This window comes from Aeromonas sp. QDB31, from assembly GCF_027707605.1.
Taxonomy (GTDB): domain Bacteria; phylum Pseudomonadota; class Gammaproteobacteria; order Enterobacterales; family Aeromonadaceae; genus Aeromonas; species Aeromonas media.
Map to the genome: position 1 here is coordinate 46,052 of NZ_JAPCIX010000020.1, position 13,547 is coordinate 59,598.

12 protein-coding genes are annotated in these 13,547 nt (G+C 60.5%); 6 read left to right on the top strand and 6 right to left on the bottom strand.

All coding sequences use genetic code 11. The features are described from left to right. Window positions 1-16 precede the first annotated feature (16 nt). From PG898_RS17035 to ccoN, 6 genes are all read right to left on the bottom strand, one after another. Window positions 17-2,401, bottom strand: coding sequence for a heavy metal translocating P-type ATPase (locus tag PG898_RS17035; RefSeq protein WP_270824639.1), 2,385 nt, complete (start codon window positions 2,399-2,401; stop codon window positions 17-19). 89 nt (window positions 2,402-2,490) lie between these two features. Further along, entirely contained in the window at window positions 2,491-2,979 is a 489-nt protein-coding gene (locus PG898_RS17040) for a FixH family protein (protein WP_270824640.1), read from the bottom strand. A 125-nt stretch (window positions 2,980-3,104) separates the two neighbouring features. Beyond that, entirely contained in the window at window positions 3,105-4,082 is a 978-nt protein-coding gene (ccoP, locus tag PG898_RS17045; RefSeq protein WP_218408558.1) for a cytochrome-c oxidase, cbb3-type subunit III, read from the bottom strand. Next, window positions 4,082-4,261 carry a cbb3-type cytochrome oxidase subunit 3 gene (locus tag PG898_RS17050; RefSeq protein ID WP_005329633.1) on the bottom strand — a complete coding sequence of 60 codons (180 nt, stop codon included), beginning with the start codon at window positions 4,259-4,261 and terminating at the stop codon, window positions 4,082-4,084. The genes ccoP and PG898_RS17050 overlap by 1 nt, the downstream gene beginning before the upstream one ends. 11 nt (window positions 4,262-4,272) lie before the next feature. Further along, entirely contained in the window at window positions 4,273-4,887 is a 615-nt protein-coding gene (ccoO, locus tag PG898_RS17055; protein WP_005329630.1) for a cytochrome-c oxidase, cbb3-type subunit II, read from the bottom strand. Between the two features lie 18 nt (window positions 4,888-4,905). Then, on the bottom strand, window positions 4,906-6,330 hold the full coding sequence (gene ccoN / locus PG898_RS17060; protein ID WP_005329626.1) for a cytochrome-c oxidase, cbb3-type subunit I: 1,425 nt from the start codon (window positions 6,328-6,330) through the stop codon (window positions 4,906-4,908). A gap of 281 nt (window positions 6,331-6,611) precedes the next feature. On the opposite strand from ccoN, the gene PG898_RS17065 reads away from it, so the two are divergent. From PG898_RS17065 to PG898_RS17090, 6 genes are all read left to right on the top strand, one after another. Beyond that, a complete protein-coding gene (locus tag PG898_RS17065) occupies window positions 6,612-7,070 on the top strand; it encodes a hypothetical protein (RefSeq protein WP_270824641.1) in 459 nt (152 codons plus the stop codon). A 111-nt stretch (window positions 7,071-7,181) separates the two neighbouring features. After that, a complete protein-coding gene (locus tag PG898_RS17070) occupies window positions 7,182-7,640 on the top strand; it encodes a GAF domain-containing protein (RefSeq protein WP_005329612.1) in 459 nt (152 codons plus the stop codon). A gap of 101 nt (window positions 7,641-7,741) precedes the next feature. Next, window positions 7,742-8,380 carry an RNA chaperone ProQ gene (gene proQ / locus PG898_RS17075; protein WP_025327008.1) on the top strand — a complete coding sequence of 213 codons (639 nt, stop codon included), beginning with the start codon at window positions 7,742-7,744 and terminating at the stop codon, window positions 8,378-8,380. Between the two features lie 8 nt (window positions 8,381-8,388). Next, a complete protein-coding gene (prc, locus tag PG898_RS17080; RefSeq protein WP_043131821.1) occupies window positions 8,389-10,401 on the top strand; it encodes a carboxy terminal-processing peptidase in 2,013 nt (670 codons plus the stop codon). 137 nt (window positions 10,402-10,538) lie between these two features. Then, window positions 10,539-13,163, top strand: coding sequence for an aminopeptidase N (pepN, locus tag PG898_RS17085; protein ID WP_043131824.1), 2,625 nt, complete (start codon window positions 10,539-10,541; stop codon window positions 13,161-13,163). Between the two features lie 63 nt (window positions 13,164-13,226). Further along, window positions 13,227-13,448, top strand: a complete 222-nt coding sequence (locus PG898_RS17090) for a DUF2835 family protein (protein WP_043131825.1) — start codon at window positions 13,227-13,229, stop codon at window positions 13,446-13,448. Window positions 13,449-13,547: the final 99 nt, after the last annotated feature.

A 13,547-nucleotide genomic window follows, 5' to 3' on the forward strand; every position in this document is an offset into this window, starting at 1 on the left:
CGTTTTCCCTGCTTGCTCATCGATTGAGACGCATGGAGTTGGTGACGACTATGAGGGAGCTCAGGGACATGCCTGCTGCCGCCAGATAGGGGGGTAGCCAGCCGCTTGCCGCGAGTGGCAGCACCAGCAGGTTGTAACCGATGGACCAGGCAAAGTTCTCCTGGATGATCCGGCGGGTGCGCAGCGCCAGGGCGCGCGCCGTCAGCAGGCGGGAGAGGTCATCGGCCAGCAGGATGGCGTCGGCGCTGTTTTTCGCCAGATCCGTGCCACCTGCCATGGCGAAGGAGGCATGGGCACCGGCCAGCACGGGAGCGTCGTTGATGCCATCCCCCACCATGATGCTGATGTCTCCCGCCGCTTCCCGGGCCTTGAGGTAGGCCAGCTTGCCATCTGGGGTGACCCCTTTCACCAGCTCATCGACCCCGAGTTCACGGGCAACAGTGTCGGCCTGAGGGGAGCTGTCGCCGGTGAGAATGGTGGTTTGCAGGCCGGCCGCCTTGAAGGCCTGGATCAAGGCCCCTGCATCCGCACGCACGGTATCGGCCAGGGTGAAGCGGGCCAGCGGCCTGGTCTCGTCGGCCAGATAGATGGCCAGCCCCTGAGCGGCATTCTGTTTGTCACTCAGCCCGAGCCAGCGGGCACTGCCGATGCGGTAATGCTTGCCTGCGATCCTGCCCTGGATGCCGTGGCCGATGACGGGCGTCACCTCGCTGGCGGCCAGCAGCACGGCATCGTCTGCCCCCTTGCTGCGAAACGCGCGGGCTATGGGGTGTTCGGAGTAGGCTTCCAGCGCGCGGGCGATGGCCAGGCACTCGTCTTCGCCAAGCTCCGCCAGGGGCTGGACGCCCACCAGGCTGATATTGCCGGTGGTCAGGGTACCTGTCTTGTCCATCACGATCCGGTTGGCCCGGGTCAGCACATCCAGCACGTGGCCGCGGCGCAGCAGGATGCCGCTGCGGGTCAGGTGGGCGGTGGCCGAGGTGAGCGCCGTCGGGGTCGCCAGTGACAGGGCGCAGGGGCAGGTGGCCACCAGCACTGACAGGGTGACCCAGAAGGCCCGCTCCGGGGCATGGAAGTGCCAGAAGGTCCAGACCGCAGCGGCGATGAGCAGCAGCACCAGGATGAAATGGCGGGAGAGCACATCAGCCAGCTGGGCGATGGCGGGTTTGTCATCCAGCGCACTGTCCTGCAACCGCATGATCTGGGCGAGGCGCGACTCTTCGATGGGGTGGTTGACCCGGATCTCCAGCGGCGCATCCGTGCTGATGGTGCCGGCGAAGACGGGATCTCCCGCCTGCTTGAGCAGGGGCAGTTGCTCGCCGGTCAGCATGGCTTCGTTGAGGCTGGCCTGCCCCAGGGTGATGATGCCGTCTGCTGGCAGGGTGGCACCCGCCAGCACCCGGACCCTGTCCCCCACCCGCAGCGTCTTGGCGGGCACCTCGTGTTCGCCATCTGCATCGATGCGGGTGGCCATGATGGGCACCAGACGCGCCAGGTTGGAGCTGGACTCGGACGCCTTGCGCCTCGCCCTCAGCTCGAGCAGGCGCCCCAGCAGCAGGAAGAAGACGAACATGGTGATGGAGTCGTAATAGACCTCACCCGTGTTGAAGACGGTAGCCCAGATGGAGGCGACGAAGGCACCGATGAGGGCCAGCGACACCGAGACATCCATGGAGAGGTGGCCCTGTTTCAGGCTGCGCCAGGCGCCCACGTAAAATGGCTGGGCCGAGTAGATCATGATGGGGGTGGAGAGCAGCAGGCTTATCCACTTGAAGTAGATCATGAACTCCTCTTCCACGCTGATGAAGAGATCCATGTAGAGCGCCACGGCGCACATCATCACCTGCATGGAGCCCAGACCAGCCAGCGCCATGCGGAACATGTAGCTGCGCACCTCGCGGGCGTAGAGGGCTTCTTGCTGATGAGTCTGGAAGGGGTAGGCGCGGTAGCCTATCTTGGCGAATCCCTTGAGGATGTCGCTTAACGAGAGCCTGTCCGGATCCCACTTGATGCGGGCGCGGTGGGTGGTGGTGTTGACGTTGACATAGTGCAGGCCTGGCAACCCCATTAGGTGGCGCTCGATGAGCCAGGCGCAGGCGGCGCAGGTCAGCCCTTCCACGCTGAGCTGGCTCTCCCGCAGCGTGCCTGTTTCGGTGACAAACTCCTGCTGCACTTCGGCCAGATCGTAGTGGGTGAGGGCCGCCAGCTCGCTCGGCACCAATTCCCCCTTGATGCCGGGGGCGGTGCGGTGCTCGTAGTAACTGGCAAGGCCGCATTCGAGAATGGTCTGTGCCACGGCCTGGCAACCAGGGCAGCACATGGGTTGCACTATCCCCTTGATCTCCAGGGTAAAGTCACTGCCAGTGGGAACCGGTTCACCACAGTGAAAACAGCCGGTCATGGTCATTATCCCTCTTGGAAGCTGCCCGCGTGGGCAAGAAAAGGGAGGACGCCGTCATGCCTGGATGAACGCTGCCGCTCATCCAGGGTTCAGCGTCCCCTGGGATCGAGTTCCACCGGGGCCTTGGTCGGCAACTGCGCCGTCTCTTGCAGGCGCCACTCGTGGTTGAAGGCATCGACCCGGATGTGCCACTTGCCGTTGAGTGGCTTGTCCAGCATCAGGCGATAGACTCCCTTGCCATCGGCAGTGAGCAGATGATCGCTGTCCAGACCCGCCAGGGTCGGGTGGAACAGGGAGAGGTGCAGCGCCTGACCGGCGGGGATCTCACCCGACAGGGGCTTCAGGGTCAGCTCCTTGTCGCTGACCGAGAGCTCGACGCGGATGCCGAGGGCCTCGGCGCGATCGAACTTGCTGAGATCCTGATTAATCTCCTTGCCCTGCTTGTAATAGTCTTCCGCCACCAGGTTGACCCCATCCTTGCTGGCGATGATGGCGGTGGCGATGCTGCCTACCACGGCGGCGCAGGGGAGGGCGATGATGAACCAGGGCCAGAATTGGCGATACCAAGGTTGAGTCATGGTGCTACCGAAACAAATGGTTAACGAAATGGAGGGATTCTAGCCAACACAAGATAACAAAAAGCCTCGAAGAGTCGAGGCTTTTTGCTGCGTAATCACGTGGTTATCACATGTTACTGCTTATTTTACTGCGCCTGGTGGGACAAACTGTAGACATAGGACGCCAGCAGGTGGACCTTGTCTTCTCCCAGGATATCCTTCCAGGCTGGCATCACGCCGTGACGCCCATGGGTGATGGTCTGCTCAACCACCTGACGGGAGCCGCCATACAACCAGGTGTTGTTGGTGAGATCCGGCGCGCCGAAGGCGATGCCGCCCTTGGCATCCGGGCCGTGACAGGCGGCGCACATGGCGAAACGGGCTTCCCCCTTCTTGGCTTCCACCAGATCCACCTTGCGGCCGGAGAGGCTCAGCACGTAGGAGGCCACTTCCTTGACCCCGTCCTGACCCAGGATCTCGCCCCAGGCGGCCATGATCCCCTGACGACCGCCCATGATGGTGGTCTTGATCTGATCCGGCGCTCCGCCCCACTGCCATTCGCTGTCGGTCAGGTTCGGGAAACCGCGACCACCGCGGGCATCGGAGCCGTGGCACTGGGAGCAGTTCTGCAGGAACAGACGCTGACCCACTTTCAGGGCTTCCGGGTCCTTGGCGATCTCGGTGATTTCCTTGTAGTTCTTGCCGTCGGCCTGGTAGGTCAGCTCACGGAACTTGGCGCCATAGACCTCGTCGGCCTTGGCCAGTTCCCGATCGTACTCCACCGCGCGCCCTTCGTCCTTGGCAGAGGCAGCCGCTGCCTTGGATTCGGCCAGGGAGCGAACGTCCTGGTTGGAGCTCTGCCAGCCCAGCAGACCCTTCCAGTTGCCCAGACCCGGGAAGGCGAGTAGGTAGATGAGACCGGTGACGATGAAGAAGAGGAACATATAGGACCACCACTTCGGCAGGGGGTTGTTGATCTCCTCTATGCCGTCGAAGGTGTGCCCCATGGGCTTGCCCTCTTCGGTCCCCATCTTGTCCTTCATGCACCACATCAGCAGCAGGAAGCAGCCGAGTATGGTGCCCAGACTTATGACGGTCACAAAAATGCTAAACAAAGTGCTCATTATTGCTTCGCTCCTGCGTTCTTGTTATCAGCACTGGGTTGCTCGTCATCGGCAAAAACCAGGTTGGCAGCCTCATCGAAGGAGGCCTTGCGGCGTTTGCTGTATGCCCAGACGATGATGCCGATCATGATGATCATCAGCAGCAGGGTGTACAGGCCGCGAAATGTGCCGTAATCCATATCCCGACTCCTTATTTCAGGGCATGACCCAGTGATTGCAGATAGGCCACCAGGGCATCCAGCTCGGTCTTGCCCTTGACTGCCTCAGACGCACCCTCGATGTCGGCATCGGTATAGGGCACCCCGAAGTGATCCCGGAACAGCGCCAGCTTCTTGCCGGTCAGCTCACCGGTCAGGACGTTGGTCTCGAGCCAGGGGAAGGCGGGCATGTTGGATTCCGGTACCACGTCCCGCGGGTTGATGAGGTGGGCGCGATGCCAGTCGTCGGAGTAGCGGCCGCCGACCCGGGCCAGATCCGGACCGGTACGCTTGGAGCCCCACAGGAAGGGGTGCTCCCACACGCTCTCACCGGCGACCGAGTAGTGGCCATAGCGCTCGGTCTCGGCACGGAACGGGCGGATCATCTGGCTGTGGCAGACGGTGCAGCCCTCGCGGATGTAGATGTCGCGTCCTTCCATCTGCAGGGCGGTGTAGGCCTTGAGGCCCTCCACCGGCTCGTTGGTCTGCTTCTGGAAGAAGAGCGGCGTGATCTCCACCAGGCCCCCCAGGCTGATGGCAAAGATGATGCCTATCACCAGCATGGGGACGCTCTTTTCAAAAATTTCGTGACGGTTATTGTTGCTCATGCTTTAAACCCCTTCAGATCAGGCTGGCTGTGCGACGGGTTCCAGGGAACCCTTGGGCGCAGTGACGGTGCGATAGGCGTTGTAAGCCATCAGCAGCATGCCGGTGACGAAGAAGCAGCCACCCAGGAAGCGCACGAAGTAGAAGGGATAGGAAGCTTGCAGCGCCTCCACGAAGCTGTAGGTCAGGGTGCCGTCATCATTGACCGCACGCCACATCAGACCCTGCATCACCCCGGAAATCCACATGGAGACGATGTAGAGCACGGTGCCCACGGTCGCCAGCCAGAAGTGGACGTTGATCAGGCGGATGCTGTACATGCGGCCCTGATCGAACAGGTTCGGGATCAAGTGATACACGGCGCCGATGGATACCATGGCAACCCAGCCCAGGGCACCGGAGTGGACGTGACCTATGGTCCAGTCTGTGTAGTGGGAGAGGGCGTTGACCGTCTTGATCGCCATCATGGGGCCTTCGAAAGTGGACATGCCGTAGAACGACAGGGACACGATCAGGAAGCGCAGGATGGGGTCATAGCGCAGCTTGTGCCAGGCACCGGAGAGGGTCATGATGCCGTTGATCATGCCGCCCCAGGAGGGGACAAACAGGATGAGGGACATCACCATGCCCAGGGACTGCGCCCAGTCGGGCAGCGCGGTGTAATGCAGATGGTGCGGACCGGCCCAGATATAGAGGGAGATCAGCGCCCAGAAGTGCACGATGGAGAGACGGTAGGAGTAAACCGGACGCCCCGCCTGCTTGGGCACGAAATAGTACATCATCCCCAGGAAGCCGGCGGTGAGCAGGAAGCCGACCGCGTTGTGGCCATACCACCACTGCACCATGGCATCCATGGCGCCGGAGTACATGGAGTAGGACTTCATGCCGGAGAGTGGCACTTCCATGTTGTTGACGATGTGCAGCACGGCCACGGTGATGATGAAGGCACCGAAGAACCAGTTCGCCACATAGATGTGGGAGGTGGTGCGCTTGACCAGGGTGCCGAAGAAGACAATGGCATAGCTCACCCAGACCACGGCGATGGCGATGTCGATGGGCCATTCCAGCTCGGCATACTCCTTGGAGGTGGTGTATCCCAGTGGCAGACTGATGGCGGCGGCGAGGATGATCGCCTGCCAGCCCCAGAACACGAAGGAGGCGAGCGGGCCGCCAAACAATCTTGCCTGGCAGGTGCGCTGTACCACGTAGAAGGAGGTGGCCATCAGGGCACTGCAACCAAACGCAAAGATGACCGCGTTGGTATGCAGGGGACGCAGGCGACTGTAGGTCAGCCAGGGGGTATCAAAGTTGAGGGCAGGCCAGATCAACTGGGCTGCGATCAGTACACCAACCGACATACCGACAATTCCCCAGACAATCGTCATGACGGTGAACTGGCGCACAACGGTGTAGTTGTACTCAGGGTGGTTTGTTGTATGGCTCATCGTTGTATTCCGCTTCCGATGCTGTTGTTTGTTTTTCGCCCGGTAATCGGGGCCATTTTCACCCCTGATTTGCAAAATCCTCTCGTTAACATCTGTTAATAAAAGGAAAAGCAAAAGGTGGTTAAATGAAAATTCATTGAGAATGATACTGAACTGACCGGTAAAATAACAGTACAAACAGTGATATATTTGGCTCCAGCGGGTCTGGTGCCCGCCAGTTTTTACCTTGCGCAAGATCACGAAAATCGCATTTTTAAAGTACCTTACAGGGCTGTTTTTTCATGAAAGAGAGACTCACTTCACGCAAAATCGTGCACTTGACGATCGTTTTGGCCATTTTGCTCTCCTTGATGGCCTATCGGACCTGGTTTTCGGGCCCGCCGAGGGGGGAGGCGACGGCAACAAATGATCAGATTTGTGATCTGTCCCACAGCAGTTGTCCCCTTCTCGTCGGTGGCAAGCCCCTGACGGCCAGCATAGACGGCTTGCCGATCCGCCCTGAACATGACTTTGTGTTGCGCCTTCAGGGGGGATCCCCCGCCATCACCCCCATCAAGGCCTGGCTGGAGGGCAAGACCATGTTCATGGGGCTCATTCCGGTGCAACTCGAGGCGAAGGAGGGGGGCTGGCAGGGGGCCGCTCAGGTTGGGAGCTGCACCACTGAGGCCATGGAGTGGCTGCTCAATATCGAGTGGAGCAATGGCCAGCGCCAGCAACTGGCGCTGGGGGTTTCTCACTGACAGGAGGCCGCTGTTTGCGGCCCAGGAGGGGGGCGAAGTGAAATTTGATTTGAATTTTTCAGGCAGGTCGGTACCTTGCATTCATTATCAAGGAGTGAAGTTCATTTAATCATGATTGAAAAACAAGCATTTTATCGCACCCTCAACCAGCAGGCCCAGGCACTGCTGGAGGGTGAACCCGACCTGATTGCCAACCTGGCGAACCTGTCTGCCCTGCTCAATCAGGAGCTGGCTGACATCAACTGGGTCGGTTTTTATCTGTTGCAAGGGGAAACCCTGGTGCTCGGCCCCTTCCAGGGCAAGCCGGCCTGCGTGCGCATTCCGGTGGGCCGCGGCGTCTGCGGCACGGCGGTGGCCGAGGGCAAGACCCAGCTGGTGGACGACGTACACCAGTTCACGGGTCACATCGCCTGCGACGGCGCCAGCAATTCTGAAATCGTGATTCCGCTGCGTCGCGGTGGTGAGATCATCGGGGTGCTGGACGTGGATAGTCCGATTTTTAACCGTTTCGACCAGGAGGACCGGATTGGCCTCGAAGAAACGGTGCAAATTTTGGAAAGCATGCTCTAAGTCATTGCTAGATGGTTCGCAAAAGGTCCCAAGCTCTCTATAATAGGGCCTTTGTTGTGTTCGGGCATGCCCGTGCGTCTATATGAAAGCCAAGGTTATACATGGAAAACACTGAAAAGCTGAAGAACAGTAAAGAGATCGTTGCCTACCTGGTCGAGAAATTCCCGGCCTGCTTCATCGCTGAAGGAGAGGCCAAGCCACTCAAGATTGGCATCTTCCAGGATCTGGCCGCGCGTCTTGCTGATGACGAGAGAGTCTCCAAGACCATGCTGCGCTCTGCTCTGCGTCAATACACCTCCAGCTGGCGTTACCTGCATGGCCTCAAGGCTGGCCAGGCCCGTGTCGATCTGGATGGCAACCCCGGTGAGCTGCTGACCGAAGAGCACATCGAACATGCCAAACAGGCCCTCAAGGAGAGCAAAGAGCGTGTCTTTGCCAGCCGCCGCACCAACACCAAGGAGAAGGAAGACAAGCCCAAGCAGCCGCGCCGCAACGCGCCGCGCAAGGCCGATGCTCCTCGCTCCGACAAGCCCAAGTCCGCTCCCAAGGCCGCGCCTGTAGCCGATGCTCCTCTGGTCAAAGTGGATGCCGCCACCCTGAAAGTGGATCAAGGCGTGCGCGTCGTGCTGGGCAAGTCTCCTGTGCCTGCGACCATCAAGGAAGTGACCAAGGATGACGTACAGGTTCAATTGCAGACCGGCATGATGTTGCGGGTCAAGTTCGAGCATCTGGTTCTCTAAGGAGACGAATGTTGAAGCATGGCGTGATTCGTTTTTCCCTCGTTGCCTGTAGCCTGGCGCTCGCCGGGCTCGCACAGGCCATCGAGCCGGTGCTCAAGGAAAGTGATTTGCCTGTGTTGGCTCAGGAGAGCCAACATGCTACGGCCAGCAAGCGAATTGCCAATCTGTTTACCCGCTCTCACTACAAACAGTTCAAGTTGGACGATGCCTTTTCCTCCGTGATATTTGACAAATATCTGGAGAATCTGGACTACAGCCGCAACCTGTTTCTGGCCTCTGACATCAGCCGTTTTGAAAAGTACCGTACCGGTTTTGACACCGACCTCGAGAGAGGGCGTCTGGCTCCGGCCTACGAGATGTTCAACCTGAGTCAGCAGCGGCGTTACGAGCGGTTCGAATACGCCCTCAAACTGCTCGACACTCCCCTGGATTTCACCCAGCCTGACAATTACATCTTCGATCGGGAAGGGGCTCCCTGGCCCAAAGACGAGGCCGAGCTCAACGAGCTGTGGCGTCAACGGGTCAAGTTCGATGCCCTGAGCCTCAAGCTCAGCGGCAAGGAGTGGCCCGAGATCAAGGAGCTGCTTGGCAAGCGTTACAACAACGCCATCAAGCGGATGTCCCAGACCGAGAGCGAGGATGTGTTCCAGCTCTTCATGAACTCCTTCGCCCGTGCCATCGAGCCCCACACCAGTTACCTCTCGCCGCGCAGCGCCGATCGCTTCAACACCGAGATGAATCTCTCGCTGGAAGGTATTGGGGCCGTGCTGCAGGCGGAAGATGACTTCACCGTCATCCGCTCCCTGGTGCCCGGCGGCCCGGCAGCCAAGTCCAACCACCTCAAGCCCGATGACAAGATCACCGGGGTGGGGCAGGACGACGGCAAGATTGTCGATGTGATCGGCTGGCGTCTCGATGACGTGGTCGAACTCATCAAGGGCCCGAAAGGCAGCAAGGTGAAGCTGGAGATCCAGCGCGGCAAGGGCGCGACCGCCAAGACCGAGCTGGTTGAGCTGACCCGTGACAAGGTGCGTCTGGAAGACAGGGCCGCCAAGTCCAAGGTGATCACCGCCGAAGGCAAGAAGATAGGGGTGCTCGAGGTCCCGAGCTTCTACGTCAATCTCCATGACGACGTCATCAAGGAGCTCTCCAGCCTCAACAAGCAGAAGATCGATGGTCTCATCGTCGATCTGCGTGGCAACGGCGGCGGTGCCCTGACCGAAGCCTCGGCCCTGAGTGGTTTGTTCTTCGCCAGCGGTCCCGTAGTGCAAATTCGTGATCATATGGGCCGTATCACGGTCAATGGTGACGACGACGGCAACGTCTACTACGGCGGCCCCATGTCGGTGATGATCGACCGTTACAGCGCCTCGGCCTCTGAGATCTTCGCCGCCGCCATGCAGGATTACGGCCGCGCCCTGATCCTCGGTGAGAACTCGTTCGGCAAGGGCACGGTGCAGCAGCATCGCAGCCTCGCCAAGGTCTACGACTTCTACGAGCAGCCGCTGGGTCACGTGCAGTACACCATCGCCAAGTTCTACCGGATCGATGGTGGCAGCACCCAGAACAAGGGGGTGGCACCGGACATCGGCTTCCCGACCGCGGTTTCGCCGGACGAGACCGGGGAGAGCCGGGAGTTCAACGCCTTGCCCTGGGACAAGATAGCTTCGGCCAGTTACGACAAGCTGGGGGACTTCTCCAGTCTGCTGCCCAGGTTGAAGTCGGCTCACGATGCGCGGATCGCCAAGGATCCTGAATTTGCCTACGTGCTGCAGGACATCAAGGAGTATCAGGCGGATCAGGACAAGAAGTCGGTCTCTCTGAACGAAGCCGAGCGACTGGCGGATCAGGCCAAGCAGGACGAGAAGGCGCTGGCGCGAGCCAACGAGCGACTGACCCGTCTTGGCAAGCCGACGGTGAAGAGCCTGGATGAACTGCCGACCGATTTCGAGGCCCCTGACGAGTATCAGATTGAAGCCGCGAACATCACGGCGGATCTGGCAAGGCTCAGCAAGGGCTGAGAATCCAGGGTGCATCGCATGAATACAAGGGCGACTTCGGTCGCCCTCTCTTTTGGCGGAATGCAAACTATTTGACCCTGCCGAATCGTTGTGACAGCCTCTGACACGTCAATAACAAAGCGTGGAAGCACACAATAATGACCGATCACTCCCAGGCCATGACGGCCAAGTATCGCCAGGATTACCGGGCGCCCCTCTACTGGATCGACAGCATCGATCTCGATTTTCAACTGCAGGAGCCCCTGACCCGGGTCACCGCCATCTCCCGCCTGCGCCGCAACGGCGAGCACAACGAGCCGCTGGTGCTGGATGGGGAAGGATTGGTCTTGCACAGCGTCAGCGTGGACGGTGTCCCCTTCACCCAGTTCGAGCAGGGGGAGAGCAGTCTGACCCTGTTCAACCTGCCTGCCGAATGTGTGCTTACCATAGTCACGGATCTGGATCCCGCCGCCAACACGGCGCTGGAAGGGCTCTACAAGTCCGGCGACGCCTACTGCACCCAGTGCGAGGCAGAAGGATTCCGGCGTATCACCTATTACCTGGACCGGCCCGACATTCTGGCCCGTTACAGCACCCGCATCACCGCCGACAAATCCCAGTTCCCTTTCTTGCTCTCCAACGGCAACAAGGTCGACAGCGGCGATCTGGGTGACGGCCGTCACTTTGTGCAGTGGCAGGATCCCTTCCCCAAACCCAGCTACCTGTTTGCCCTGGTGGCCGGTGATTTCGACGTGGAGCGGGGTAGCTACGCTACCCGTAGTGGCCGCAAGGTGGCTCTGGAGATCTTCGTCGACAAGGGGAACCTAGATCGCGCCGGTTTCGCCATGGAGAGCCTGATCAACGCTATGCGCTGGGACGAGCAGCGTTTCGGCCTCGAGTATGACCTCGACATCTACATGATCGTCGCGGTGGACTTCTTCAACATGGGCGCCATGGAGAACAAGGGGCTGAACATCTTCAACTCCAAGTTCGTGCTGGCCAACCCGGCGACCGCCACCGACAGCGACTACCACGGCATCGAGCGGGTGATCGCCCACGAATACTTCCACAACTGGACCGGCAACCGCGTCACCTGCCGCGACTGGTTCCAACTCAGTCTCAAAGAGGGGCTGACGGTGTTCCGGGATCAGGAGTTCTCCTCTGATCTGGGCTCACGCGGCGTCAACCGCATCAACAACGTGCGTACCGTGCGCGGGCCGCAGTTCGCCGAAGATGCCGGCCCCATGGCTCACCCCATTCGCCCGGATGTGGTGATCGAGATGAACAACTTCTACACCCTGACCGTCTACGAGAAGGGCTCTGAAGTGATCCGCATGCTGCACACCCTGCTGGGTGAAGCTGCCTTCCAGGCCGGTATGCGTCTCTACTTCGAGCGTCACGATGGCTCGGCCGCCACCTGCGATGACTTCGTGCAGGCGATGGAGGATGCCTCCGGTGTGGATCTCGGCCGTTTCCGCCGTTGGTACAGCCAGTCCGGCACGCCCGAGCTGACCGTGACCGACGAGTACGATGCCGAAAGCGGCGTCTATCGCCTGCACGTGCGCCAGCACACGCCGCCGACCCAGGATCAGCCGCAAAAATTGCCGCTGCACATCCCCCTCGACATCGAACTCTATGACGAGCAGGGTGCCGTCATTGCGCTGCAATATCAGGGCAAGGCCATCGGCAACGTGCTCGATGTGCTGGAAGAAGAGCAGACCTTCGAATTCGATCAGGTGCCGGTCAAGCCGGTTCCCTCCCTGCTGCGGGACTTCTCCGCGCCGGTCAAGCTGCACTATGACTACAGCGATGAAGCGCTTGCCTTCCTGATGCGCTTTGCTCGCAACGAGTTTGCCCGCTGGGATGCTGCCCAGATGCTGATCAACAAGGCGGTCATCGACGGGGTGGCGCGGGTGCAGCAGGGGCAGGGGGTTGAGCTCTCCCAAACCCTGCTGGCGGCCTTCGTCGCCATTCTGGACGAGGCCGAGCTGGACTCGGCTCTCAAGGCGGAGATCCTGGCGCTGCCAGGTGAAGCGACCCTGGCCGAGCTGTTCGAGGTGGCCGACATCGATGCCATCCATAGGGTGCGGGATGCCATCCACAGCCAGCTCGCCGAGGCCTTCGGCACGCGCCTGGCCACCACCTATGAGCGCCTGCGGCTGATGGGGTATAGGGTGATCCATGGCGACACCGCCAAACGTGCCCTCAAGGGGGTGGTGCTCGGCTATCTGGCGGCGCTGGATGCAGATCATGCCGATGCACTGGTGCGCGAGCAGTACGCAGCGGCCGACAACATGACCGACACCCTGGCGGCGCTGCAGGTGGCCAACGGCTATCTGCTGCCATGCCGCGCCGCACTGATGGCCGACTTCGAAGGCAAGTGGGCCCATGACGGCCTGGTGCTGGACAACTGGCTGCGCCTGGTGGGCAGCAAGCCTGCCGCCGACGTGCTGGATGAGGTGAAGTTGGCGATGGCCCACCCCACCTTCAGCATCCGCAACCCGAACCGGTTGCGGGCGCTCATCGGCAGCTTCGCCATGAACAACCAGGTGCAGTTCCACGCGGTGGATGGCAGCGGCTATCGCTTCCTGACTGATCTCTTGATCGCGCTCAACGAGGTCAATCCCCAGGTGGCGTCCCGCCTCATCACCCCGCTCATTCAGTTCAAGCGACTGGATGAAGGGCGCAAGACGCTTATCCGGGCCGAGCTGACCCGTCTGGCCAACCTCGAGGGGCTGGCGCGGGATCTGTTCGAGAAGGTAAGCAAGGCACTGGCGCAGTAAGGGTGCAGGTCACGGGCAGGGGAGCCAGGCTCTCCTGCCCGTTTTTCATCAAGAGGAGGGGGAATGAGGCAGTACACCTTTCGGCTGGCCCTTGGCCGCGACGAGATCATGCTGATGTACCAGGGCCAGGCCAGACGGCTGGTGGTGCGCACCGAGCAGGGGTTGACCATAGAGTTGAGCCTGGAAAAGATCCGCTCCTTCGTCAGCGTCAACGGGGTGCACGGCTACTTTCGGCTGGTCACCCAGGAAGATCACCGCTTTGTTCGCCTGGAGAGGCTCTCCTGAGTGCCGCTCACTCTCTAAGAGAGCAGTGTTCTTCTTGGATCATTCCGTAGGCTTCTGCCTCGAAAGGGTCGCTTGCCGTAGTCGAACCACTCGTGTGAG